General features: G+C 62.5%; 28 protein-coding genes and 1 tRNA gene. 19 read left to right on the forward strand and 10 right to left on the reverse strand.

The genetic code is table 11. From position 1 onward, the window contains the following. Positions 1 to 73 precede the first annotated feature (73 nt). The 5 genes from KGZ40_08295 (at position 74) to KGZ40_08315 (ending at position 2919) form a co-directional block, all read left to right on the forward strand. Complete coding sequence (locus KGZ40_08295) at positions 74 to 916, forward strand: VanW family protein (protein MBS3957508.1); 843 nt, start codon at positions 74 to 76, stop codon at positions 914 to 916. Positions 917 to 993: 77 nt separating this feature from the next. Beyond that, on the forward strand, positions 994 to 1143 hold the full coding sequence (locus tag KGZ40_08300) for a redoxin domain-containing protein (protein ID MBS3957509.1): 150 nt from the start codon (positions 994 to 996) through the stop codon (positions 1141 to 1143). Beyond that, a complete protein-coding gene (locus tag KGZ40_08305; protein ID MBS3957510.1) occupies positions 1144 to 1464 on the forward strand; it encodes a peroxiredoxin in 321 nt (106 codons plus the stop codon). 124 nt (positions 1465 to 1588) lie between these two features. Continuing rightward, positions 1589 to 2401, forward strand: a complete 813-nt coding sequence (locus tag KGZ40_08310; GenBank protein ID MBS3957511.1) for an alpha/beta hydrolase — start codon at positions 1589 to 1591, stop codon at positions 2399 to 2401. A gap of 5 nt (positions 2402 to 2406) precedes the next feature. Then, complete coding sequence (locus KGZ40_08315) at positions 2407 to 2919, forward strand: GNAT family N-acetyltransferase (GenBank protein ID MBS3957512.1); 513 nt, start codon at positions 2407 to 2409, stop codon at positions 2917 to 2919. Positions 2920 to 3019: 100 nt separating this feature from the next. Here the strand turns inward: KGZ40_08315 and KGZ40_08320 are convergent, their stop codons facing one another. Then, positions 3020 to 3277, reverse strand: a complete 258-nt coding sequence (locus KGZ40_08320; protein ID MBS3957513.1) for a hypothetical protein — start codon at positions 3275 to 3277, stop codon at positions 3020 to 3022. Between the two features lie 373 nt (positions 3278 to 3650). Between KGZ40_08320 and KGZ40_08325 the strand changes: the two genes are divergently transcribed. The 5 genes from KGZ40_08325 (at position 3651) to KGZ40_08345 (ending at position 7282) form a co-directional block, all read left to right on the forward strand. Further along, positions 3651 to 4007, forward strand: a complete 357-nt coding sequence (locus KGZ40_08325) for a DUF2200 domain-containing protein (GenBank protein ID MBS3957514.1) — start codon at positions 3651 to 3653, stop codon at positions 4005 to 4007. 351 nt (positions 4008 to 4358) lie between these two features. Continuing rightward, positions 4359 to 5087, forward strand: coding sequence for a hypothetical protein (locus KGZ40_08330; protein MBS3957515.1), 729 nt, complete (start codon positions 4359 to 4361; stop codon positions 5085 to 5087). Between the two features lies 1 nt (position 5088). Then, a complete protein-coding gene (locus KGZ40_08335; GenBank protein MBS3957516.1) occupies positions 5089 to 5940 on the forward strand; it encodes a hypothetical protein in 852 nt (283 codons plus the stop codon). 32 nt (positions 5941 to 5972) lie between these two features. Continuing rightward, the gene (locus KGZ40_08340; protein ID MBS3957517.1) at positions 5973 to 6629 is read left to right on the forward strand and encodes a hypothetical protein; all 657 of its coding nucleotides are present in this window, start codon (positions 5973 to 5975) and stop codon (positions 6627 to 6629) included. Beyond that, positions 6626 to 7282 (forward strand): ABC transporter ATP-binding protein, encoded by a 657-nt coding sequence (locus tag KGZ40_08345; GenBank protein MBS3957518.1) that lies wholly within the window; start codon positions 6626 to 6628, stop codon positions 7280 to 7282. Before KGZ40_08340 ends, KGZ40_08345 begins: the two co-directional genes overlap by 4 nt. An 84-nt stretch (positions 7283 to 7366) precedes the next feature. On the opposite strand, the gene KGZ40_08350 is transcribed toward KGZ40_08345, so the two are convergent. The 4 genes from KGZ40_08350 to KGZ40_08365 all read right to left on the reverse strand — a co-directional run bounded on the left by KGZ40_08350 (position 7367) and on the right by KGZ40_08365 (position 9648). Continuing rightward, a complete protein-coding gene (locus KGZ40_08350) occupies positions 7367 to 7594 on the reverse strand; it encodes a response regulator transcription factor (protein MBS3957519.1) in 228 nt (75 codons plus the stop codon). Positions 7595 to 7655: 61 nt separating this feature from the next. Beyond that, positions 7656 to 8471 (reverse strand): hypothetical protein, encoded by an 816-nt coding sequence (locus tag KGZ40_08355; protein ID MBS3957520.1) that lies wholly within the window; start codon positions 8469 to 8471, stop codon positions 7656 to 7658. Beyond that, positions 8472 to 9377 (reverse strand): ATP-binding cassette domain-containing protein, encoded by a 906-nt coding sequence (locus KGZ40_08360; protein ID MBS3957521.1) that lies wholly within the window; start codon positions 9375 to 9377, stop codon positions 8472 to 8474. Between the two features lie 79 nt (positions 9378 to 9456). After that, the gene (locus tag KGZ40_08365) at positions 9457 to 9648 is read right to left on the reverse strand and encodes a hypothetical protein (protein MBS3957522.1); all 192 of its coding nucleotides are present in this window, start codon (positions 9646 to 9648) and stop codon (positions 9457 to 9459) included. 429 nt (positions 9649 to 10077) lie between these two features. Here KGZ40_08365 and KGZ40_08370 point away from each other — a divergent pair, with 429 nt between their 5' ends. The 4 genes from KGZ40_08370 (at position 10078) to KGZ40_08385 (ending at position 12609) form a co-directional block, all read left to right on the forward strand. Further along, positions 10078 to 11001 carry a hypothetical protein gene (locus KGZ40_08370; GenBank protein MBS3957523.1) on the forward strand — a complete coding sequence of 308 codons (924 nt, stop codon included), beginning with the start codon at positions 10078 to 10080 and terminating at the stop codon, positions 10999 to 11001. A gap of 343 nt (positions 11002 to 11344) precedes the next feature. Continuing rightward, a complete protein-coding gene (locus KGZ40_08375; protein MBS3957524.1) occupies positions 11345 to 12040 on the forward strand; it encodes an aquaporin in 696 nt (231 codons plus the stop codon). Then, on the forward strand, positions 12037 to 12444 hold the full coding sequence (locus KGZ40_08380) for an arsenate reductase ArsC (protein MBS3957525.1): 408 nt from the start codon (positions 12037 to 12039) through the stop codon (positions 12442 to 12444). The genes KGZ40_08375 and KGZ40_08380 overlap by 4 nt, the downstream gene beginning before the upstream one ends. A gap of 79 nt (positions 12445 to 12523) precedes the next feature. After that, positions 12524 to 12609: transfer RNA gene (locus tag KGZ40_08385), tRNA-Leu, on the forward strand. Between the two features lie 18 nt (positions 12610 to 12627). Here the strand turns inward: KGZ40_08385 and KGZ40_08390 are convergent. Then, complete coding sequence (locus tag KGZ40_08390) at positions 12628 to 13503, reverse strand: protein-glutamate O-methyltransferase CheR (GenBank protein ID MBS3957526.1); 876 nt, start codon at positions 13501 to 13503, stop codon at positions 12628 to 12630. A 473-nt stretch (positions 13504 to 13976) separates the two neighbouring features. On the opposite strand from KGZ40_08390, the gene KGZ40_08395 reads away from it, so the two are divergent. Together KGZ40_08395 and KGZ40_08400 are read left to right on the forward strand one after the other, a co-directional pair. Further along, positions 13977 to 15200, forward strand: a complete 1224-nt coding sequence (locus KGZ40_08395) for a DEAD/DEAH box helicase (GenBank protein MBS3957527.1) — start codon at positions 13977 to 13979, stop codon at positions 15198 to 15200. Between the two features lie 29 nt (positions 15201 to 15229). After that, positions 15230 to 16051 carry a hypothetical protein gene (locus KGZ40_08400; GenBank protein MBS3957528.1) on the forward strand — a complete coding sequence of 274 codons (822 nt, stop codon included), beginning with the start codon at positions 15230 to 15232 and terminating at the stop codon, positions 16049 to 16051. A 1-nt stretch (position 16052) separates the two neighbouring features. On the opposite strand, the gene larC is transcribed toward KGZ40_08400, so the two are convergent. Then, positions 16053 to 17315: a nickel pincer cofactor biosynthesis protein LarC gene (gene larC, locus KGZ40_08405; GenBank protein MBS3957529.1), complete on the reverse strand. Its 1263-nt coding sequence runs from the start codon at positions 17313 to 17315 to the stop codon at positions 16053 to 16055. Next, positions 17312 to 18094: a nickel pincer cofactor biosynthesis protein LarB gene (larB, locus tag KGZ40_08410; GenBank protein MBS3957530.1), complete on the reverse strand. Its 783-nt coding sequence runs from the start codon at positions 18092 to 18094 to the stop codon at positions 17312 to 17314. Before larB ends, larC begins: the two co-directional genes overlap by 4 nt. Positions 18095 to 18225: 131 nt before the next feature. Between larB and KGZ40_08415 the strand changes: the two genes are divergently transcribed. The 3 genes from KGZ40_08415 to KGZ40_08425 are packed head-to-tail and all read left to right on the forward strand — an operon-like array spanning position 18226 to position 21401. Then, positions 18226 to 19803 carry a GGDEF domain-containing protein gene (locus KGZ40_08415; protein MBS3957531.1) on the forward strand — a complete coding sequence of 526 codons (1578 nt, stop codon included), beginning with the start codon at positions 18226 to 18228 and terminating at the stop codon, positions 19801 to 19803. Next, a complete protein-coding gene (pheA, locus tag KGZ40_08420; protein ID MBS3957532.1) occupies positions 19800 to 20624 on the forward strand; it encodes a prephenate dehydratase in 825 nt (274 codons plus the stop codon). The genes KGZ40_08415 and pheA overlap by 4 nt, the downstream gene beginning before the upstream one ends. Positions 20625 to 20684: 60 nt before the next feature. Next, complete coding sequence (locus tag KGZ40_08425) at positions 20685 to 21401, forward strand: PHP domain-containing protein (protein ID MBS3957533.1); 717 nt, start codon at positions 20685 to 20687, stop codon at positions 21399 to 21401. Here KGZ40_08425 and KGZ40_08430 read toward each other — a convergent pair. Next, positions 21398 to 22732 (reverse strand): hypothetical protein, encoded by a 1335-nt coding sequence (locus KGZ40_08430; GenBank protein MBS3957534.1) that lies wholly within the window; start codon positions 22730 to 22732, stop codon positions 21398 to 21400. The two genes, KGZ40_08425 and KGZ40_08430, sit on opposite strands and share 4 nt — an antisense overlap. Continuing rightward, entirely contained in the window at positions 22725 to 23480 is a 756-nt protein-coding gene (locus KGZ40_08435; GenBank protein ID MBS3957535.1) for a hypothetical protein, read from the reverse strand. Before KGZ40_08435 ends, KGZ40_08430 begins: the two co-directional genes overlap by 8 nt. Positions 23481 to 23500: the final 20 nt, after the last annotated feature.

Below are 23500 nucleotides of genomic sequence, written 5' to 3' on the forward strand. Positions count from 1 at the left end.
CTAGACTGACATGAAGCTGCTCGTTCGCGGCTGAAGCACAAGATCTAGGGCGAACGGCATTGGGGGTCCAAGGATGGGAAGTCGAGTCGATGCGCCAGCGCTTGCTCGGCAGGCGCTTGCTCGTATCGCCGGCCCCGCCGTTCGAAGGTGCCGACGTGAGCTCCAGTGGGCCGCTGTAGGCAGGCGACTTGTGTCCGAGCGCTCCGGGCCGTTCGTCCACGTCATCGCGACGCATTCGACTCCCCTTATTCGGCCGCTGGCTGGGCTTGAGCCACGTCTGCAGCACAACAAGATCGTGAACCTGCGTCTCGCGGCAGGGTCCTTGGACGGTCTCGTCTTGCGACCAGGACAATGGTTGTCATTCTGGAGGCAGGTCGGACCTCCCACCCGGCGCCGCGGGTTTGTTGAGGGGCTTGTTCTCAAGCAGGGAGCGCTTTCTGTCGGTGTAGGGGGTGGCCTATGCCAGGCGACGAACCTGCTGTATTGGATGACTCTTCTTACACCGCTTACCGTGACCGAAAGATGGCGGCATAGCTACGATGTCTTCCCTGATCAGGGGCGCACACAGCCGTTCGGAAGCGGCGCCACGTGTGCTTGGCCCGCCCTCGACTTGCAGATTCTCAACGACACGGATGCGCCATACGTTTTGTCGATTCGAGTCACAGAAACGGATCTGGAGGGCAGCTGGACCTCAAGTCGTCCCGCTACCTGCGACTACCGCATAGAAGAGCGGGCTCATAGAATCACGCACGACGCTCCCGGACTCTATGTTCGCCACAACGAGCTGTGGCGTATCGCCACAGACCGATTGTCAGGAAACGAGTCGGAGCAGCTGGTCGCGGTGAACGATGCGTGCATGATGTACTCACCGTTTTTGCCACCAGCCACTCGGAGTGAGGCCTCGTCGTCGCTCTAGCACGCGCATCGTGTCGGAGCGCTCGGCTACACTGAGAAGTGGCGGCGCCACCTTCCCCTCAGGACCGGAGGACCAAGATGAAGGGTAGCAAGGGCATGCCCGGCGTCGGGAGCGTCGCTCCTCCGGTGGATGCGACGACCGCTACGGGCGAGCACTTCTCTCTTGCAGAGCACGCGGGAAAGTGGGTGGTGTTGTTCTTCTACCCGCGCGCCAACACACCGGGTTGAATTCATGAGTCGAAGGACTTCCAGGCGCACCTGCCTGCGCTGAAGTCCCTGAACGCCCAGGTCGTGGGTGTGAGCGCAGACAAGCCCGAGTCACAGATCAAGTTCATCGAGAAGTACGGCCTGACCTATCCGATGGTTTCCGATACCGGCAAGCAGGTCATCGGCGCTTATGGTGCCCGAGCAGTGCTCGGTTTAGCCGCGAAGCGATCCACGTTCCTCATCGATCCTGAAGGACGTGTCGCCCACGTGTGGCCGTATGTGAAGATTGACGGACACGCAGAGGACGTGGTCAACACCATCAGGGAGCTGTCGGTGCGGTGACCGCGGTGCCTCGGACGACAGGGGTGTGCCTGCCTCAAGCCAGGTTTCATGAGCTGATCCGCCATCGTGCGGTCGACGAGGGCGGACAGAGGAGAAACTCCAACGAGCAGTAGGCGGTTGGTTCGTGGACAAGCGCGTCACCACGGTCAAGGGTTCGGCAGTCGAGTATGTCGTCGCTGGCAGCGGTGCGCCCGCCATCGTTCTCGTCAACGGTGCGGGAGGCCCTTTGGAGGGCTGGATTCGGGTGCTTGCGGCTCTCGAGGCGGTCAGCACTGTCGTAGCGTACAACCGGCTCGGCATCGGTCGAAGCAGCAAGCACTCGGAACCGCAGACCGGAGACGTCGTAGTCGGTTTGCTTCACACGCTGCTTAAGGAGCTGGACCTGCACCCTCCCTACGTTCTCGTAGGCCACTCCCTTGGCGGATTGTTTGTCAACCTGTTCGCCCGCACGTATCCATCTGAGGTTGCTGCGGTTGTCTTTTTGGATTCCGCGGCACCCGAAGACTCCACGCTGATCGACGAGCACGGCACGGTCCTTCAGCGCTTCACGCAGCGCGTGGTCGACGCAGTACTTGGGCGAGACCGTTTATGCGAGGCGATGTTTGTCAAGGAGACCGTGGGAATGATCGCGTGCGCGTGCACCTTCCCGCCGGTACCAGTCATAGTAGTCAGCGCAGGCAGATCGGCTCGAGGTATCCCCTCCGCGGTCCGGGCTGCGCGCGCCCGGAATCAAGAGGGGCTGGTCGCTCTTTCGCCGCTGGGTGCGCACGTCATAGCCAGCAAGAGCGGCCACTTCCCACAGATCAGCGAGCCGGGCCTGGTCATCGAGGTGATTCGATCCGCAGTGGCCTCGGCCAAGGAGATAATGGCTCACCCGGGTGTCAACCCGACAACGCCGCGTGAGGTAGATTCGGGTCCTGATCAGCACGAAGGATGACTATGGTGGAATCGGGCGGTCACCACGTCGAACTCGTTTCATACTGCCCCGAGCGTCACGGCGCTCTTGTGGCGTCCTGGCTGCACCAGCCTCATGTCTCCCGCTGGTGGGGCGACCCTAAGAAGGCTGCACAGGAGCTGTCGGTGCCCCCGGCCGGGGGAGGCGAAGCCATCATCGCCGCAGATGGAGCCCCCGTCGGTTACGTCCGCTGGCAGACTCCCAGTCGTTCAGACCTCGACGCCGCCGGCCTGTTCGATGTCCCCGATGACGTGACCGACATCGACATAGCCATCGGGGAGACCGACTACCTGGGTCAGGGCATCGGTACCCGTGCGCTCGTGGTACTGCGCGAACGACTGGTGGAGGGCGGCACCGCGATGATCATCCTCGCGACTTCGGTGGCTAACACGCGCGCTGTCCGGGCGTACGAGAAGGCCGGATTCAGTCGGCGCAGGACGTTCATTGACACCGATGGCGGTGAGTACTGGCTGCTGACATTCGAGTTCCCGCCAGCCTGACCTCGGCGGCCTCGGGCCGAAATCGCTCTCTTGTATGGGAGAAGAGATTCCTCCTTGTCAGGCGACCGTTGGCAATTTGTACACCGCCACCGGGTTCGCGTTACTTGCCGCCGGTGAGCGTGTCGGTGAGACCGGTCGCGGCTTCGGTAGCCTGGTCGGTAACGCCGCCAAGCGCTTCGGTAGCCTGGTCGGTAACGCCGCCCAAGCCCTCCGTTACGCCGCCAAGCGCTTCGGTAGCCTGCGTGGCCACGTCGCCCAAGCCGGCCGACTCGGCTGCCGTCGTCGCAATCTCGCCAATGTTTCCGAGCGCGCCGCCAGCGGCCTCCTTGATCTTGTCGAAGATGCTTCCAAAGGCCATCTGATTCCTCCGATACTCGTGCCCCCGCGTGTGAGAGCGGGCGCGTCATCCGCCGGACTCGCCGCTTGTCCGGCTGCTGCACCAAGTGTAGACCGGCTGAGCGGTGCGAGGGGCGTCCCGCACACAATGCACATAGCCGCCGAGCGATCAACTTCCGAGGCGATCATGTTGAGCTTACCCGAAATCGAGTGAGCTCCGACCGTTGCCGCGCTTTGTAGGCAGTACCGGCATCGGCTCCGTTTGGGTTGAACTGGTGTTGCGTGCAGCATTTGCCCGTCGAAGTCGCGGACACCATACTCGTCATACAGGACGTATAGGGTCGGCCAAGCAGTGAATATGTCTGCACAGGCAGGCACGCAAGAGAGGGATGACCTTGACTAAGCATCGTCTGATAGCCATGAAATTCGCTAAGGTCTACCCGCTGTATATTCAGAAGGCGGAGAGGAAGGGCCGTACGAAGGACGAGGTCGACCAGATCATCTTCTGGTTGACTGGCTACGATCATGAGGGATTAGAGCGACACATCGAACAGCGGAGCGACGTCGAGACCTTCTTCGCGCAAGCACCATCCATGCATCCGAACAGCTCGCTTATCACCGGTGTGGTGTGCGGTGTTAGGGTCGAAGAAGTCGGCGATCCGCTGATGCAGAAGATTCGCTACTTGGACAAGCTGATTGATGAGCTCGCACGAGGAAAGGCCATGGACAGGATCTTGCGTCAGAGCGCGTGACGCGAGGCTGCTATCTCCTCGAGGGAAGGAGCCCAGGTGGAAGCAGCTGACGGCTCCTTCAGCTGGAGCGGAGCAGCCGGAACCGCCTATGCCGATGGCACGCTCGCGTCTCATTGACGTGGTGCTGTGGCGCGCCTAGACTCCCGTTAAGTGTAGGCGGCGGGGGGTCGCTCAGTAGACTACGCAGGGGGGCGAGTCTATGAGATTCACGTAGGGAGCCACGCCCAATGAGGCTCCCGCAAAGAGGCATCGCCAAGCGTGGCAATTTACGTCGTAGCATGCACAAATCCTACTTGGCATTCCAAGGGTGGAGCATGACATGAGGGGAGGGGCAGACCTGTGCGGTGGTGGTTGACAGAGATCCGACGATCGGTGCTTGCCGCACCGTTCTTCATGGGCGTTGTGCTCGTCGTTTTAGCTTTGTTCTGGTGGATCCGCCCGGAGCTTCCGTGGGGCGATGAGGTGGGCGCGCATTATCTCTACTTCCGCGCCTATAATGGATACGCATCCGTGTTGGCGGCAGTGGTGGCAGTCGTGCCTTTTGCGTCGTCGTACGCGCTCGAGCGCAACGAGGGCTTCTCGCGAAGTATCCTCATGCGAGCGGAGACCGTGCGCTATCAGGTGGTGCGGCTGCTGAGCAACGCTCTTGCGGGCGGTCTCGTCTTGGCGGTCCCGATGACCGCCGCGCGGCTCTGGCTTCAGGCGAGATACCCGCTTATCGAAGACATCAACGGTCCCAGACCTTTCATCGGTTCGAGCGTCTATCTTGATCAGGTGACCCACATGTGGCTGCTGGTGGGGGTCTCGTTTCTCTTCGGCGCGACGTACGCCACCGTTGGACTCGCATCCTCGACCCTGCTGCGGAACCCGTACTACGCGTACGTCATCCCGTTCGCCGTTTTGATGATCCCGGCGATCCTGCTCGGGAACACCGACTTCGCGTTCCTCAATCCGGCAATGATGTGGGACCCCTCGATGAACAGCAAAGCGACCCCTTGGTCCGTGGGTGCACAGTATGCCGTCTTCTGGGCGGTGAGCCTCACGCTGTACTTCCGCTTCTTCCGCTCCAAGGAGGAGTGAGGTGGGAGGACCTGCTGGCGCCATCTCTCAGATATACGTACGAAGCGCGTTGCGCAGCCCGGTCAGCTGGATCGCTGTGTTGGCTGCGCTCTTCTACACGGTCATGGTCAGCCTTGACGAGCCGTTCTTCCTTTCGCAGGCTGGTATCGAACTCGGCGTCATCGAGAGTGTCCTGCACGTGTTCGGCAGCAACGTCCTGTACACGACCTGGGGTCTGTTCATCCCGCTGCTGTTCGTGATCGTGCCGATGCTAAACAAGAGTGAGCAGGAGCGCCTGGTGGCGGTGCGAGGGGGCGGGCGCACGGAGCTTTGGGTAGCAAAGGTTCTTGCCATCGCCAAGCTCTCAGCTCTGCTCTTGGGCACGGTCCTTCTCGTGGCTGTCGCCCTCATCGCCCCGGGCAGGGAGCTATCCGTGCATAACTGGACGGCTGAGTACGTTGAGGTCACGCGCGCGGTGGCTGCAAGTCCCGAGGGAAGCCTCGATCCCAACTACTACCGTGTGGCAAACGATTACCTGGTCGAGACGAAACGGCCCTGGACCGTTGCGCTCCTGCAGGCGGGGTTGCTCGTGCTCGCCTTTGTCGTTGCCGGAACGCTCTTTGCGGCGCTCGCCCACTACATCAAACACCCGGCCTTCACGTTCATCGTTGTGGCTGCGTACTGGCTCCTTATCCTCGTGCCTTTCGGAAGTGCCGCCGCCATACTTTGGTTCTTCTCGCCGCAGATGCACATCGCGCTTGATTCAAGGAGCGTGCAATTCCCGTACTGGGTCTCGTACCTTTACCTCTTGTCATCTTTCGTGATCTTCAACGTGGCCGGCTGGCGCGGGCAGCAAAGAGCGGTCGTGGGATGAGGGCGCTTCTCACCGAACTTAGGAACCACAGAGTGCTACTCTTAGCCGTCGTCGGGCTGCAGGCGCTCTCGTGCATGGCACCCTACGTCACGCTTTTCGTCTATTCTCCGAACATTTTCGAGAGTTATGTCGCCAACGTGGCGGACTACTTCTCGATGCCGCTCCTGTTGTTCTGGCTTTGGTTTGCCGCGATCGGTCTTATCGGAGCCGGTGGTTACTGGAGCACAGAAGCCGGGTCGCGGTTCCACCTCGAGGCGCTACGCCACAGATCTTTCTCGGCGTGGCTTGGACGCAAGCTTGGCACCGTCGCCGCGGTCTGTCTGCTTGTCTATGGCGCGGTGCCCTTCGCGTTCCTGGTTGCAATCTACCCAGGTCAGGGAGGAGCAGTGCTTCTCGCTTCGCTGCTACTCGCCTCGTACGGCCTGCATCTAGCGCTCGTGCTTCTCGGCTTGAGCATGTTGGGCCTGAGAACCGGGTACGCTTTTGTCGGCGTGCTTGCGTACCATTTCGCTAACCTCGCCTTCAACCACGCGGACCTTCCCAACATAATCCGCTACTTTCTGATAGCAGGGCACGGCGACATCCTCTCGCTGCTAGTTTCGATCTTCGGCATAGTTGCTCTGTTTGTCATCATCTTCCGTCTGCTGCGTCCGAGCCACATCACGACACGAGGGAGTGAGTTTTTATGAGTGAGGCGTTCCTGTCTGTTCGTTCCGTCTCTCTTTCGCTCAAAGGAGACCAGATACTCAAAGACGTCTCATTAGAGGCGCATGCCGGTCAGGTGATCGGGATCGTTGGCCGCAACGGCTCGGGCAAGAGCATGCTGTTCAAGTGCATCGCCGGTCTTGTAATCCCGCAGTCCGGCGAGATCGTCGTGGACGGCTTTCCGGTGGTTGCGAACAAGCGCTTTCCCCCGGACCTCGGAGCGCTGATCGAAAAGCCCGGTTTCCTGGGCTCGCTTTCAGCCTACGAGAATCTAAGCGTGCTCGCGTCGATCCAGAACAGGATCGGCCGAGACGAGATCTTAGAGGCGCTTCGCGTGGTCGGTCTTGAAGACGTTGCACGAAAGAAGGTCCGCAAGTTCTCCGTCGGCATGAAGCAGCGTTTGGGGATAGCGCAAGCGTTCATGGAGCGTCCGCGGCTGCTGCTCCTCGACGAGCCGACAAGCGGGCTCGATACTGATGGCGTTGAGATGCTGCACGGAGTCGTCGAGAGACTCAAGGCGCAGGGGGTGACCATCTTGTTGGCAAGCCACATCCGAGAGGACATCGAGCGGCTGAGCGACTGCGTTTTAGGGATGGAACGAGGCGTCCTTGCCGAACTAGAACAGGTCCCGTGCTGAGCGTTTGACCCGGATTGAGCGCGACCCTGCCCACGGTTCCGAGACCGGTCGCCTCGGCGCATGGCTCGTCCTCCGAATCCTCGCTCAACGCCTGAGTGAATCCGTCAGTTCGAAGCGACTGCTGACTGCATGTTTCTTGAGAAGCTTTGACACGTGGAACTCGACGGTTTTAGGTGTGATGCCGAGCTCATTGGCGATTTGTTTGTTCGTCTGACCACCCACAAGCCGACGAAGCACTTGGGTCTCGCGACCAGTGAGCGTGGGACTCGATTCCGGGTATTGCAGGATGCCCCGTCCTTTGTCCCAAGTCACTCGCTCCCCCTAGCCTCGATGTTCACCCGTGAACCATTCATCTGTGTGGCACTCGCTCCGCCTACTCGTATCGTGCGAAGCGTCGAGCCGACACCATCACGAGTAACACACTCCAGGACACCAACAGTACGGCCGCCGTAAGAGGGGTGAGCGTCGAGGTCACTCCATCGGACGGCACCGTGAGCAACTGCGAGACGAGACTGCCTGGGAAGTAGCCCAGAAGAATCGATAGCACACGAGGCCCATCCAGAAGCGAGACAGCGCCGCTGATGTTCGGCATCACGAAGAACAGAACCGCTATGAGGCCCACTGCCGGGAGGCTCCTTCGGGTTAGGGTCGCTGCGGCGAAATATAGAAGCATCATGCAAGCGCAAACGAGCACAGTCATGGCGGCGTTTGCCCAGAAGGCGCCCTCGGAGACGACCTGCGTCATGCGGTCGGATCCGAAGAAGAGTAGTGCCGCAACGGATCCAATCAAAGCCGTGACCCCGCCGAAGATCACGGACAGGGCAATCGTCAATCCGAGCCGCGCCGAGAACACGAGGTGCCGACGGGGAACCGCCATGAGTGTGAGGTAATTTGAGCCGCTGACGAACTCCTTAGTAATCCAAGTGCACAGACCCAGGCCGAATATGAGGCCGGTGATGGCGATACTTACCGAAGGCGCGCTCGTCGCGAGAGTAAGGGCTCCGGCAGGATCCCTAGTCCAATCCTCTCGCACCAGATATCCACCCAGGGCGGACATCAAGGCTGACACGATTACAGCCGTTACCGTAGCCCAGGCGAAGCCGCGATGCGTCCTGAGCTTCAACCACTCGGCGGCCATGACCCGAACATAGGTCAGTTTCACCGTTTCGGGCCGTTCCGAAGTCGCCACCTAGACCACCGCCCTCGCGTCACGGCCATCTTCGCCCGTAAGGCCGAAGAAGACGTCCTCTAGAGTGTCCTGCCGGGGTTCCAGCCGGTCGAGCAGCACGCCCCCACGCAAAGCGACGGCCGATATCTGACGCGCGGTCACCCCGGAGACGACCGCGCCTCGTTCGCGGGGGAGCGCCGCGTACCCCTCGAGACCCAACAGTTTGATCAGCCGCTCGATATCGTCGGCTTCCACATAAACCGATTCGTCGGACGCCGAAGCCAATAGCGAGTTCATCGCATCGTCCGCGACCACTCGACCCTCGGACAGGATTACGACGCGATCTGCGGTGTTTTGAAGCTCCGACATCAGGTGGGACGAAAGGAGCACGGATCGCCCCTCGTTGACGTAGTCTTTCAGGAACTGTCGCACCCATACGACGCCTTCGGGATCCAGGCCGTTGACGGGCTCGTCGAGTACGAGATGGGTCGGCTCCCCGAGCAGTGCGGTCGCGATTCCCAGCCGTTGTCGCATCCCGAGGGAGAAGGTGCGGACCTGACGGTTCGCGACATCGCCCAAGCCCACCAAGCCGAGCAGGTCGCGACAACGTTGTCGGGGTATCCCGTGGGTGAGCGCAAGCCCACACAAGACGTTCATTGCCGTTCTATCTCTCGGAATCCACTCCGGTGTGATCAAAGCTCCGACTTTCGACATCGGAAGGAACGTATCGCGAAATGGTTTCCCGTCTATAGCGGCCGATCCCTTGCACGGCCGGATGATGCCCATAAGGATCTTCATGGCGGTCGTCTTCCCCGCGCCGTTCGGCCCAACCAAGCCGGTGATGGAGCCGTCTGGAACGGTGAAGCTGACGTCATTGAGCGCTGGTGTCTCACCGTAGTAGTGCGACACCGATTTGAACTCAATCAATCTAGTTCCCTCCAAGCTGTTCGCGTGCGACTTTCACCAAGGCGTACTCAAGGGAGTTGTTCGTCCAACTCATTTCCCCTTAAGCGGCGTCCGCCTCTGGCTGGATGACAATGTCGTTGCTCGCCGTCTGCCACGCCAAGAGCCTGCGAGCTCCCCCAGCGAAGTAGTCAAGCGAGGTGCGGTGCAAACCCAACCAGCGGTCCCACGGACGGACTTCACTCTGAAACACATGAACCTCAGTAAGCGGAAGATAGACGGAGGACCTCCCCAACAGTCCGCGACGGTAAAGTATTCCCTTCCCGTCTCCGTCTCGAATCAGTGTTGTGAAAGATGAGTTCGCGATCATACAGACAGTAGAATCACGAATGCGAGTACGATCTCGGCGTGTTGCCACATGCCCGACCCCGCGAGCATCGCGGTCGCGAGCGAGACCGTCACAAGCACACGCATGCCCGCAAGCAGCCACACGCCCCGGGGGTTCCCGGGTTGGCAAGCCACATCCGTGAGGACATCGAGCGGCTGAGCGGCTGCGTTCTAGGGATGGAACGAGGCGTCCTCACCGAACTGGAACAGGTTTCGTGCTGAGCGTTTGGCCCGGAGGTGCCGAAGAGCTTGACACAATCTGCTGGACACATCGCGATTGTCTAACTATAGTGTGCAATTGATAACTATAGTTGTCAATTAGAAATGGAAGTGTTCCATGCGCCCCCCACGAGTCCAGCGCAGCAGATTGAAATATCCGCTTGACGTGGTGCTTGGCTCCGCAGCTAACGTTCGCCTGATGCGGGTAGTCCTTCACGAGGTTGGCGGACCAGTGAGTGTCACCGATGCCGCTCGAATGGCGGGTCTGTCAACGACCGGTACGCGGAAGGCGCTCGAGCTCCTCGCAGGAGTGGGTGTAGTCGTGCGCGTGGGGACCGGCCGGGCGCAGAAGTACGGTCCAACAGGAGACGGCTTCTTCACACCTCTACTGAATCAGCTATTCCAGCAGGAGCAGCGGCAGTACGAGGAGCTGTTCAGGAGTCTGCGCGAGGCTGTAGGCATGCCGGAGGTCCGGAACGCTTGGTTGAGCGAGTGCTCAGACCCCGCTACGCGTTCGCTCGAACTCGATGTCGTGGTGGACGCCAAGGCGCTCGGATGGATCGGACCCGAACTCCGCACCCGCCTGATGCCGACCGAGAAGCGATTCGACATCATCATCGAAATCAACGCCTTCACGCGAGCCGACAGCCCCCCGATTCCCGCGGATGCCGCCCTGATTTGGGGTCCCGGTGAAGAGGTCGTCCGTGACCGGTCCCCCGGCGCACAGGCATATGCCCAGTCGGTTGAGCGCTCCTGGAGGATGGCCCAGGCCATCGCAGACATGATGAAGTCAGATCTCTCGCTCGCCCGTCGGGCCCTGCAGTATACGAACATGCTCCTGCATGAGGGGCAGGGCACCGCAAACAGCGACCTTGGCGAGTGGCGACAGCTGCTAGAGACCTACTCGGGAGAACGATTGCGCGACTTGCTGATATCGAGGAGTTCACGCGCCGATCGACTGCGCCGCAGCTCGCCATTCTTTGCAGTTCTCACCCCGGACGAGCGAGATCGATTGCTGCAAGAGATTGAGGGCAAGCGATGAGATACGACCAACTCTTGGACGCATACCTTCTGAGGTATCCAAGATTGCCAAGAGCAACGCTAGCCCTGAAGAGAAGAACGCCTGGTTGACGGCCTTGGGGACTCCCGCAATCCCTTTCATTCTTGCCGAGGTGGGAAGCGGACGCTCTACGCTTCGGAGCCTTGCGCTCAACGAGGTTCGCTGAGACTCCTGTCCGTTGGCGGGCAAGGACGTTGAAGCTCTGGTCGTCGAGCAGCACCGGCGAACTCGTGCTGCTACTCTGGGAAGGCGAACCCGGAGATGAAGATACTATGTTGCAGCCCATCTCAAGAAACGTTGGACAGCGTCATCAAAAGGCAGGCACATGGAGCTCCCAATCACGAAGAAGCTCGCCGCCGAATGCTTTGGCACCTTCTGCCTGGTGTTTGCTGGCACAGGTGCTATCGTCATCAATGACCTCAGCGGTGGTGCCGTGACTCATGTTGGCATCGCAGTAACGTTTGGGTTGATCGTGTTCGTAATGATCGCTGCCGTCGGGGACGTATCCGGCGCCCACTTGAATCCCGCCGTGACGACAGGCTTTTTCCTGGCGAAGCGATTTCCAGGACATGCGGTTGCTCCATACGTTGTTAGCCAAGTCATCGGCGCAGTCCTAGCGAGTATCACGCTTCGCTTGCTGTTTCCCGGCCATTCTGGTCTCGGGGGCACACTGCCGAGCGGATCGGTCTTTCAGTCCCTGGTACTTGAGGTGTTTCTTGCCGCTACGCTCATGTTCGTGATCCTCACTGTCACGACCGGGGCGAAAGAAAAGGGAATCACAGCGGGCATTGCCATTGGCGGGGCCGTCGCACTAGGAGCCCTTTTCGCCGGGCCGGTGTCTGGAGCGTCGATGAATCCTGCGCGGTCGCTTGCGCCCGCTCTGGTGTCCGGGCAGTTGGATGCTTTGTGGGTCTATCTGGTTGGGCCTACGCTTGGCGCGGGTTTGGCAGTGCTGACCTGCCGTTGCATCCGAGAGCCCAATTGCTGTCGGGGGGCCAACACGAGAGGGGCGCGGTCATGACGCTTCCCGTCAAGCGAGTGCTGTTTGTCTGTGTTGAGAATGCTAACCGAAGCCAGATAGCCGAAGCATTCGCTCGGATTCATGGCGGGACGGGCGTGGAAGCCTACAGTGCGGGTTCGCAACCATCCGGAGTGATTAACCAGAAGGCGATTGATTCGATGCGGGAGCTGGGGTACGACCTGGGTTGCCATGCGTCCAAATCGCTCGCTCAGATCCCGGATGTGGAGTATGACTTCGTGGCGACGATGGGATGCGGTGATGCCTGCCCAATGGTCCGTGCCAAGCGGCGGGAGGACTGGAGCATCCCGGATCCCAAGCAGCTCTCCCTCGACGAGTTCCGAGCGGTTCGCGACTTGATCGAAAGCAAGGTCAAGTCGGTACTTGTTGAGTTGGGGGTCGCCTGAGGAGCGGCTAGCCACACGAGGAGCGGCTAGCCGTTTCCCCTGCTTGCCCCGTGTGGTAACCTACACACCGCTACGCAACGCGGGTGTGGCGGAATGGCAGACGCGCATGGTTCAGGTCCATGTGGGGGCAACCCCGTGGAGGTTCAAATCCTCTCACCCGCACCAACAGATCAAGATGCGGCTCTACGGCGAAATCCGTGGGGCCGCTTGTGGTTGGACGGCCGGTCCGAGCCCGACATCCCGGAGCTTACGGTAGAGTTTCCAGCGCCTATTAACGATTGCGAACTCGCTTTCAAGCGGGCCGAGTGACTCGCTCGGCCCGAGGAAGAGGAAGCCATCTTCCACAAGCGAGGAGTGGAGGAGGGGCAGGATGCGGCGCTGGCCCTCTGGCTTGATGTAGATCAGCAGGTTGCGGCAGCTGATGAGGTCGATTCGAGGGAATGGCGGGTCGGCGAGCAAGTTGTGCTCGGCAAAGGAGATCATCTCGCGCAACTCCGGCGTGACGCGATACCCTCCCGCTTCCGGGATGAAAAACCGTTCGATTCGCTCGCGATCCATGCCCTCGAGCGCGTCGCCGCGATACCAGCCTTCACTCGCCTCGGCAAGTGAACCGCAGTGCACATCGGTCGCAAACAGCTTGACGCCACTGCGACCCGTTCCTGAGGATCCGAGCGCTTCGGCGAAGAGAATCGCGATGGAGTACGCCTCCTGGCCGGTCGCACAGGCAGGAACCCACAACCTGAGCTCATGCGAGACGGCACCGTCCTCGATCAGGGCGGGTATGACCTCGCGAGCGAGCACATCGAACGCTGCGGTGTCCCGGAAGAATCGTGTGACGCCGATGAGGAGGTCGTGGTAGAGGTTTTCGACCTCCGCGATGTCGTCTTCGAGCCGCTCCAGGTAGCGCTCGACGTGTTCGTAGCCATGAAGTCTCATCCTGCGTTCGACACGCCGGAGAATCGTGGTCGACTTGTACTCCGAGAAATCTGGTCCGAGCCGTTCATGGAGCAGGTCGAGGAGCGCGATGAGGATGTCGGGCGGCTCCCTGTCGAGTGTCAAACAATTGCCTCCTCGAAAACGCTTCGATGTGTATCATTGTACCAGTGTTATCCGGCACGTGCGGGGAACCCGGGTGTCAGCTGTCCATCAGCCGCGGGTACCTACATCACTGATCGTAGTGCGTGTTCAGTCAGAGGCGAGGGAGGTACCGTGGACCCATACACACCGATCCCAGGGAAGTGTATGTGGTGGCGGGAGACCTGGGTCGACGAGGACCGCTACGATCTGTCGGTCAAGGCGGCAGACAAACGAGTGCGCTGCACTTGCTTTGTTGAGGGGCGCGCGTGGACGCACCCGTGTGGCGAAGTGCCGCGAGAGTGCCCGGAGTCCGCGCATTGCAGGTACTACATCGTCGCTGGTTAAAGCGCTGCGCGCGCTCCTGGCGGCGCACCCGTGTATCATTCGGTACGGACCGCGGCCATTGGGAAAGCGATGACCGTCGGCCTTGAGCATCCATCCTGCCGAGGAGACACATGGGGTTCCGAGCACTCGGGCTGTCCGAACAGACGCTCGCCGCGATCACAGAACTAGGGTACGACACGCCTACGCCAGTTCAAGAGCAGGCCATACCGGTCGCGTTGGCCGGGTCTGACGTGCTGGCGTGCGCCCAGACTGGCACGGGGAAGACGGCCGCGTTCGTGCTGCCGATCGTCGAGCGGATGAGGCCGCGAGGGATTATCTCCGCGCTTGTCATCACGCCGACACGCGAGCTGGCGGTACAGATCGAGGAGGTTGCACGTACGATCGCAAAGCACACCGGGCACTCGGTACTTGCCGTCTACGGCGGCGTGGGCTACAAGGACCAGCTCGCGAAGCTTCGTTTCGGTGTTGACCTCCTCGTCGCCACACCGGGCCGCTTCCTCGACCTGCACGATCGCGGCGAGATCGATCTCTCCGCGGTCGAGATACTCGTGCTTGACGAGGCCGATCGCATGCTCGATATGGGATTTTGGCCTGATGTGCGCAAGATATTGAACCTTCTGCCCGAGAAGCGGCAGAACATGCTCTTCTCGGCCACGCTTTCGGGTGAGGTCTTACGGGTGATCGGCGGGGCGGTACGCGACGCGGTACGCGTCGACGTGGCACCGGCCTCAGTGCCGGTCGATGCGGTCGAGCAGTATCTGTATCCGGTGAGTTCCTCACAGAAGACCGAGCTGCTCGTGGCGTTGCTCCGTGAGGTCGACGAGTACCGGGCGATAGTCTTCACGAGGACAAAACTGCGCGCGGATCGTCTCACGGCGGCGCTGAAATCTAGCGGAGTCGATGTCGACACAATCCACAGTGACCGCACGCAGATCCAGCGCGAACGCGCACTCAAGGATTTCAAGCGCGGAAAGCACGCGCTGCTGGTGGCGACTGACGTCATGGCGCGCGGCATCCACGTCGAGGCGGTGACGCACGTCATCAACTACGACATGCCGGAGACGCCGGAGGACTACGTGCATCGCATCGGCCGTACAGCACGCGCCGGCGAGACTGGGGTGGCTATCACGTTGCTCGCGTACGAAGATCTCGAGCCGATGAGGGCGGTCGAGCGCGTGCTCGGACGAGCGCTTGAGACGCGCGATGTTGCGGGTTTCGAGTATGCCGATCGCGTCGTGCCACAGCCCGACCGGCTCGCCAAGAAGCGCAGCATGTTCGGGGGTAAACGTTCGGGGCGGCGTCCGGGTGGCACCGGACGCACACGACGCTTCTGACGCCGGTGGTGCGGCGAGTCCAGGCGCACGTGAGCGTCTCGGCAGAGCGGGTCGCCGAGTTCCGTGAAACGGTCTACGGGTTCTGGCGAGAGCAAGGAAGACACGACCTGCCGTGGCGGCTCACCCGTGACCCGTACGCCGTTCTTGTGAGCGAGATCATGTTGCAGCAGACCCAGGTCACGCGGGTCGTCCCGTACTACGAGCGCTGGCTTACCTCCTTTCCAACGCCCGACGCGCTCGCGGTCGCGCCCCTCGAAGCGGTACTCGAACAGTGGCAAGGACTCGGCTACAACCGGCGCGCGCTAGCGCTCAAACGCGCCGCCGAGATTATTTCGGCGGTCTATCGCGGAGCGGTGCCGCGTGACTACGGAGCGCTTGTGGCGCTGCCCGGGGTCGGACACGCGACAGCATCCGCGGTCCTGGCGTTTGCATGGGGGGATGCGCGGCCCTACCTGGAGACCAACATCCGCACGGTATTCCTGCACGAGTTCATGGCGGACGCCGACGGCGTGCCTGACACCGCGCTCATGCCTCTCGTGGACGCTGCGCTCGACCGGGACGACCCTCGGAGCTGGTACTACGCGCTCATGGACTACGGAGCGTATCTCAAGCGCACCCTTCCCAATCCCTCGCAACGTAGCCGTCATCACACTCGTCAATCGAGATTCGAGGGCTCCCATCGGCAACTGCGCGCCCGGCTCGTTAGGGCCGTGATGGCCGCGCCGGGCAGCGAAGTCGTCACGCTGGCCGAGGGGACAGCCCGCGGACTCGAAGACGTTGAGCGTGCTCTCGCCGAGCTGTCCGCAGAGGGGTTCCTCGCCGAGGAGGATGGCCGGTTCCGGATCGCCTGAGCTAGCCGCTCGAGTCTCCGCGTGTGTCGCCGGGCATGTTGCCGCCAGGGTGGAGCGGAGGCGAGAACACGTCTTCGACCTCCGTTTCTAGCACGCGGGCGACCCTGTCCGGCGGCAGGTCGTGGTCGCGGGCAAGGGTTGCTACGTCGTCGTGCTCGACGCGCGCCCGACGCGCCGCCCCTTCGCCCGCCACCTTCACACGCACTGGGCCGAGTGACGTGTCCACGGTGTGGTGCGAGCGAGGCGTGACTAGCCGCGTCATCGGCGCTATCCGCACGCCGAGGGCTCCCGTGAGATCTGCGAGTGCCGTCGCAAGACGTGTCGCGTCGCCCGGCGCGACAACGACGGTCAGCTCCGCACCCAGCCGCCCCTTCTTCATAAGCGCGGGTGACTGCCACGCGTCGAGAGCGCCAGCGCTTCGAATCCGCTCCAGACACTCGGCGAGATTTTCCGGCGAGAGATGGTCGATGGCGGTAGCGAGCACAGCTACGGGTTCCTCGGCCAGCCCACTTTCCGATGGTGACGGGCCATCGACGCCTGGGGTGATGTTGGTGCGATCGCCTACGAACAGGCGCGTGATGTTGGCCACGGGCGCGGTGTCACGTGTCCCAGCACCGTGGCCCGTGCGCCTGAGGAGCATTGCGGGAAGGGCGCCAAAGGAGCTGGCGTGCGCACGCACGAGCGCAGCGCCGGTAGGGGTCGTCGCCTCGCCCGGGACCGGGCCCGCGTGTACGGGCACCCCTTCGAGCAGCAACGCGGTCGCCGGCGCGGGCACGGGCAGCACTCCGTGAGCGGCTGTGACCGTGCCGAAGCCGACAGCGACCGGACCGCAGACGAGTCGATCGAGACGCAGGTCGTCGAGTGCGGCCGCGGTTCCAACGATGTCTGCTACCGAGTCAGCGGCTCCCACTTCGTGGAAGTGTACATCGGCGGGACTCGTGTCATGCACTCGCGCTTCCGCCTCGGCGAGTAGCTCGAAAGTGGCGAGCGCTCGGTCGCGCACGCGCGACGAGAGTGCGGCGGCGAGCAGCGTCTCCCGAATCTCAGCCCACGTGCGGCAGGGCGGTTCGGGCGTATGCGCCTCGACGCGAACAGACAGCCCGGCGACACCGGCACGGAGTACGGGTTCGACGCGTATCTCTACGTCGGGGGCGACCGCTTTGACCGCTTCGCGAACCACTTCGAGGGATGCGCCGGCGCCGATGCACGCCCCGAGGAACTTATCGCCCGAGACACCCGTTGTGCAGTCGAGGTAGCCGATCATGCGCACTCGTCGCAAGGCGTCGGGATGAGCTGATGCAACCGGTTGATCCGGTTGGCCATCACCGCGGCGCCGAAGCCGTTGTCGATATTGACGACCGCCATCCCGGAAGCGCACGCGTTCAACATGCCGAGCAGCGGGGCGAGTCCCGAAAAGCTCGCGCCGTAGCCGATCGATGTGGGCACCGCAACCACTGGCACACTGACCAGTCCGGTCACGAGAGATGGGAGCGCCCCTTCCATCCCCGCCACCACGATGATGACGCGGGCGCTGCGCAACACCTCTTCGTGAGCGAGCAGGCGGTGGACGCCGGCGACCCCCACGTCATAGAGGCGGGTGACACGGTTGCCCATGACCTCGGCGGAGATGGCGGCCTCCTCGGCCACCGGCGTGTCTGCGGTCCCGCCCGTGGCGACGACGATGTGACCTTCGGCGGGACGGCTCTTGCGGCGGTCCACGACGATGAGGCGGGCCTGTTCGAAGTAGCGAGCGTCCGCTGCGACCTGCGCGAGTGACTGGTAGTGCGACGCGTTGGCACGCGTGCCGAGAAAGACATCGCCGTGCTCGAGTATCTCTCGGCCGGCGTTTCTGACCTGGCGGTCACTCTTCCCCTCACAGAGCACGACTTCGACAAACCCGCACCGTACCGCGCGGTGGTGATCGATCTTCACGTCGCCGAGATCTGAGAAGGGAAGTGCAGAGAGGCGGTCAGCCGCGTCGGCGGCAGTCAGCGATCCGGAGGCGACATCTTCGAGCAATCGGGTGAGGCGGTCTAACTCCATGGCATGTCCTCGCAGGTAGATGGCCAAACGGGTGTGTCGTTCAGCGTTGCTGGCGATATACTCGTAAGGATGGCACGGTTTGCTCTCCGGTTCCAGGCCGGGTGGGACGTGTTACAAGCGCGGGAGCGTCGGTGGCCGAACACACGGATTCCAGTCGATTGATCGATGAGCGCGCCTACCTCGCGACGCGCGTGCTGCTCACGGCGTTCGCGTGGCTCTTGATCGCGGCGGGACAGGCGACTGGCACCCTTGAGCTTGCGAGTCCGCTCATTGTGAGCGGGGCGCTCGCCGCGACGATTGTCACAGCGGGAGTCGCGTTCGCGCTTATTGTGTCGAGCGTGAGGTTCGATCGCGTGCTCGTGTGGGCGGCGCCGGCGGACCTCGCCGTCCTTGCGTTGTTCATACCGGCTCTCCACGATTTTGGCGATCCCGTACTTGCTGTGGTAGTCGCGTTCGTGGCGTTTTACGGTCACATCCTCACGCGATGGCCGGCCACGTTCGTGACCGTCGTGGCTGCGGCTGTTTACTCGGTAGCCCATGTGATCGCGCACGAGCCGCTGCACTGGCACGGCGCGATGCTCCTCGGCATGAAGGCATGCGTGGTGGTTTTCGTAGGGGCGCTGTCAGCCCTTCTCAACGAGCGGTACCATGAGCGTGAACATCAGTACCGCGAGGCGGTGCACGAGCGCGGAGCCCTCGCCGAAGAACTGCATCACCGCGTGGACGAATTGCAGGCGATCTCGGATCTGACGTCGATCATCCACTCGAGTCTCGAAGTCGAGCATGCTGCCCCGAGCATCATGAGGATCCTCGGTATAGCTCTCGGCGTGGAGCGCGCGACCTTGATCGTGATGGATAAGCGCAGCGGCGATACACTCTTTCGCGGAACCCACGGTGTGTCGAGATTCCCGGAGGACACCCCGCGCGATCTCGCCGCTGTCGAGTCACTTGGACCGGAAGATCAGGTCCTGCTTGCTGGGCACCACCTCTCGTGCCGCTCCGTGTTCGAGCACCAAAGGTTCTCTGTCCTATTCTGCACGGACTCGGATGCGCTCGAACGCCTTGGCCAGCGTGATCTGGCCGTGTTGGGAGCGGTCTGTTCGGCGCTTGTCGTGGCGGTTGAGAACTCCCAGCTCTATAAGCTCAGTCTTCGGCTAGCGGTCACCGACGAGCTCACCGGCTTGAACAACTACCGTTTTTTCCAGCAGCGTCTCGATGAGGAAGTAGAGCGTTCGCGGCGCTACCATAACGATGTCTCACTGTTAATGATCGACGCCGACAGCTTTAAGGACTTCAACGATTCCTACGGGCACGTCGCGGGCGATGTCGCGCTTGCCGATATCGGACAAGTGCTTCGCGACGCCGTCCGTGAGGTGGATGTTGTCGCTCGCTACGGAGGAGAAGAGTTCTCGGTCATCTTGCCGGAGACTGACGGCGCGGGCGCGTTCGTTGCGGCCGAGAAGATCCGCGAGTCGATTGCCGCGTTTGAGTTCTTGGACGCCGACGGGAAACGAGGTCCCCGGTTGACCGTTAGCATCGGGCTTGCGTCGTTCCCTGAGCACGCCGAGGACAAGGAAGCACTGCTGCGCCATGCTGATGAGGCGCTTTACCAGGCAAAGAGGGTCGGTAAGAATCGCGTGCGCTCGGCCACGGCCTTCTTGAGGCGCAGCTGGAGCGACGCGTCGAAAACGAGGGGAGACGACGAGTGAACAACAGGTACGCATTTCTCGGCCCTGCGGGGACGTTTACCGAGGAGGCGCTGCGATCGCTTGGGATACCGGATCTCGAAGCAATTCCGTGTGTGTCGATCGAAGACGTATTCGCGACAGTGGAGCGCGGGAAGGCTGACGCCGGGATCGTGCCGATCGAGAACTCCGTCGAAGGCAGCGTGAACTCAACGCTTGACGCGCTCGCGTTCGACTGCGGCCTCACGATATCGCGCGAGGTCGTGCTCGACATCCACCATGCGCTCATCGCCGCCCCCGGGGAGTCGCTTGAGAGCACTTCGATCGTGGCGAGCCATCCGCACGCCACCGCGCAGTGCCGTAAGTGGCTTGCCGGAAACCTGCCGGGCGCGGTGGTGGAGGCCACCAACTCCACGGCCGAGGCGGTCCGCCGGGCGGTGGCTGAACCGGGGGTCGCCGCGGTGGGGACTCGGCTCGCAGCGGAGCTGCATGGCGGCGTGCTTCTCGCCGAGAGCATCGAGGACTTCGCGGGCAACCAGACGCGCTTCGTGGTGGTCGGCCGCCGCGCGCACGAGCCTACGGGTGACGACAAGACTACGCTCGCACTCTTCTTGCATGAGGACAGACCCGGAGCGCTCCTGATGATCCTTTCGGAGTTCGCGTACGGGTCGATCAACCTCACCAAGATCCAATCGCGCCCCACAAAGCGGGCGCTCGGCGAGTACATGTTCTTCGTGACACTCGAAGGTCACGCCGAGGATCCCGCCGTGGCGCTCGCGCTTGAGTGCTTGCGGCTGAAGCTCAGACGCGTGAGGGTGCTCGGGAGTTACCCGAGAGCACGGTAGTTGGATAAGCTGTTATGATATTCAGTATTATCGCCGTGTGCGCTGAACTGGGCGGTTACTATGCACCTGTTCGCCGCTGATCTCCATAACCACACACCCGCCTCCGCCGATCATCTCCGGCCAGAGACGAGCGCACGCGAGATAGTCGAAGCGGCGCTGGACGCCGGGCTCCACGTGTACGCGGTCACCGACCATTTCTCATGTGCGTTCGCTGGGGCGTTGTTGTCCGCGGCAGATCATGTCGCCGCCGAGACAGGCCGCCACCTGCTGATTGTACCGGGAGCTGAGCTCCGGGTGACCTTCCAGGAACATGAAGCGCACCTTACGGCACTCTTCGATCCGGTGAGCTACCAGCGGCTCTTCCCTGAGCTCATGGGCCTGATTGGCCGAAAGCCTCCGTACGCGGCCCGCGAGGAGTTGCCGTTCCTGACTGTCGAGCACGACCCCGTCGAGGTCGCTCGGATCATCCACGCGCTCGGAGGCATCGCATGTGTGTCGCACGCGGATCGCCCATTCGGTGGCTACCGGCTCATCGATACGCCCCTGTTTACCCGCCTTGCCGCAGAGCCTTCGGTCTTTGCGATCGATCTGCTCGATCCGCAGCGCGAGGGGTACCGCTTGCCGGGCGTAAGCGCGAGCCTTATCAGGTGTTCGGATTCCCACTCCTGTGAACGGATCGGCGCGCGCAGGACGATAGTGGCGATGGAGGCGCTGACGTTTGCCTCCCTCAAACGAGCACTCGCGAACGGGACCGTTGTCCCTGAGACGCTCGTTTAGGAACCCGGGCCGTTCGACTCCACGGTGAACGGTTCGTAGTCGTCAGGCCAGTGCACTCCCGTGTGTGTGGCGAGCAGACCTCCTGAGTAACGCACCGTCCCTCGCCAGTTAAGCAGCATCGGCATGAAGTCGGTGCCGCGCACATGGCCGAGTGAGCCGGCGGCGCACGCGAGTTCGTCGAATGCGGCCACTGAGTCGCGTTGGGCGGCATCCGAGATCACCGCAAGCGGTACCGGGTCGCCAGAGTGGATGAGCGACGTGCCGGAGGGTGTCCCGTGGTCGCCGGTCACGACGACGATCGTCCCGGCCGGAAAGCCGCGTCTGGTGGCGAGACCTTCCAGACCGGCGTCTATCGCGGCGATCACATCCCGTTTGAGAGAGGGGTTCTTCGCATGGCCGGCCTCGTCGGGCGCCTTGGTGTGCGCGAGGACGAAGTGCGCACCGGTCGCGAATGCATCTGCCGCCTCAGCGAGCCGCGCCCGTGTGTCGGCGGCAATGTCTGAGCCGAGAGGCACCATCCGGTGCGCCATGCCGAGTGCAAGCGAGAGTCCTTCGAGCACTCCGGACGCCGAGATAACACATCCGCGCATTCCGGTTTGCTCGGCGAATGTTGGAAACGCCGCTCCGCGCGCGGTCCACTTGATGAGCAGGAAGGGGGACGTCTCGTCGCCCGGGGCCGTACCGGTCATACCGCGCATGGCTGTGTACGCGTGGCGCAGGAACGCGGTAAGCGCCCGCGCGGTTAGGGCCGCTCTTCTGGGATCGCGGGCACCGCGCAGCGGGTGCACGGAACCAGCGAGCCAGCCGTCGTTGTGCGGATCGGTGTCGGTGATCTCCTCGCTCGCCTCGCCGCCAAGAAGCACTATCGCCTGCTCGCCGCACGTGTGGCGCAGGGTCACCGAGACGCCCTCGTGCTCGAACGTCTCAATCGCGGCGAACAGCTCGGCGGCGTGCTCGAGGCCGCCTTCAGGATAGCGCTCGACGATGGTGAGCGTGTCGTCGGGGTTGCGGCGTACGGTGACAAGGATCGCGTGGGCGCAGACCTGGCCCGGTGAGATAGGGATCCCCGCGCTGGTCGCTTCGAGCACTGCTCGGCCGGGGAATGCAAGCTCGTCATAGCCCAGAAGGACGAAGTGCGCGAGCTCGGTTCCGGGAGCGCGACCCCGTCCGAGAGGATGAAGTATCCCGGTAGTGCCCGCGGCGGCGATGGCGTCGAGGTTGGGGGTATGAGCGGCCGCGAGCGGAGTGAGGCCGCCAAGCTCGGCCCATGGGCGGTCGCCAAGACCATCGAGCATGACAACGAGCACGGGAGGAAGCACGCGGTCATCCATCGCCGAGCACCCGGCGCACGATTTCGTCCCACTCAGGCGCGCCGCCGCCATCGGCCTCCGTGCGCCACGCGTCGAGGACGGCCCGCCCTACTGGCTCGAAGTACCCGGCGAGGTAGTGCTGGTACGCATCGGTGGCCAGCATCACGCTTCCGTCGAGCCTCGTGTAGTTGCCGGAAAGCAAACACTCAAGCTGATCGCCGCCGTCCTTCCACGCGCCGGACGCGAGCTTCGCCACCTGCTCTCCGGAGGCGTGACGTATCGGTTGGAGCAGCTCGATGCCGACGTAGGCGAGAACTCGCACTGCCGCGTCGATGCCCTCGGCCGTCTGGCTGAGTTTGATGCGGCCGTCGTGCGTGTCGCGTTCGCCGGCGATGATCGGAACCCCGCCCGCTTCCCAAGCGAGCGGCACACGGAGCAGGTGCAGGTAGAGGTGGCACGCCAGACAAGGCGAGCACATGCCGTACCGGTCGGCGATCACGGTTGCGTAGCGGGCGTTCATCGCGGCCCAAAGACGTGGTTCTTGCAGGTAGACGGGTTCGAATACCTCGCAAGCACCGCCCAAATGAACGCGCAGGGCGTCGATTGTTCGCAGTGGCTGTTCCGCGTCGCCAAATTCGGTTCCTGTGAAAGCAATGGTGGGCAGCAACTGCGTGAAGCCCCGCGTGCGCACGGCCGCCACCGCGGCGGCAACGCTGTCGCGGCCGGCGATCTCGGCGATGGCGAGCCGGTTGGTGATCTTGGAGGTCATACGCGAAGGATACCCGAGTC

The sequence above is a fragment of the Clostridiales bacterium genome (assembly GCA_018333995.1).
Lineage (GTDB): Bacteria > Actinomycetota > Coriobacteriia > Anaerosomatales > SLCP01 > JAGXSG01.

Coding starts and splice junctions, on each gene's coding strand:
- KGZ40_08300 (MBS3957509.1), top strand. CDS start 994: ATGAAGGGTAGCAAGGGCATGCCCGGCGTCGGGAGCGTCGCTCCTCCG.
- KGZ40_08395 (MBS3957527.1), top strand. CDS start 13,977: ATGGGGTTCCGAGCACTCGGGCTGTCCGAACAGACGCTCGCCGCGATC.
- KGZ40_08345 (MBS3957518.1), top strand. CDS start 6,626: ATGAGTGAGGCGTTCCTGTCTGTTCGTTCCGTCTCTCTTTCGCTCAAA.
- KGZ40_08375 (MBS3957524.1), top strand. CDS start 11,345: ATGGAGCTCCCAATCACGAAGAAGCTCGCCGCCGAATGCTTTGGCACC.
- KGZ40_08425 (MBS3957533.1), top strand. CDS start 20,685: ATGCACCTGTTCGCCGCTGATCTCCATAACCACACACCCGCCTCCGCC.
- larB (MBS3957530.1), bottom strand. CDS start 18,094: ATGGAGTTAGACCGCCTCACCCGATTGCTCGAAGATGTCGCCTCCGGA.
- KGZ40_08430 (MBS3957534.1), bottom strand. CDS start 22,732: ATGGATGACCGCGTGCTTCCTCCCGTGCTCGTTGTCATGCTCGATGGT.
- KGZ40_08435 (MBS3957535.1), bottom strand. CDS start 23,480: ATGACCTCCAAGATCACCAACCGGCTCGCCATCGCCGAGATCGCCGGC.
- larC (MBS3957529.1), bottom strand. CDS start 17,315: ATGATCGGCTACCTCGACTGCACAACGGGTGTCTCGGGCGATAAGTTC.
- KGZ40_08370 (MBS3957523.1), top strand. CDS start 10,078: ATGCGCCCCCCACGAGTCCAGCGCAGCAGATTGAAATATCCGCTTGAC.
- KGZ40_08380 (MBS3957525.1), top strand. CDS start 12,037: ATGACGCTTCCCGTCAAGCGAGTGCTGTTTGTCTGTGTTGAGAATGCT.
- KGZ40_08295 (MBS3957508.1), top strand. CDS start 74: ATGGGAAGTCGAGTCGATGCGCCAGCGCTTGCTCGGCAGGCGCTTGCT.
- KGZ40_08320 (MBS3957513.1), bottom strand. CDS start 3,277: ATGGCCTTTGGAAGCATCTTCGACAAGATCAAGGAGGCCGCTGGCGGC.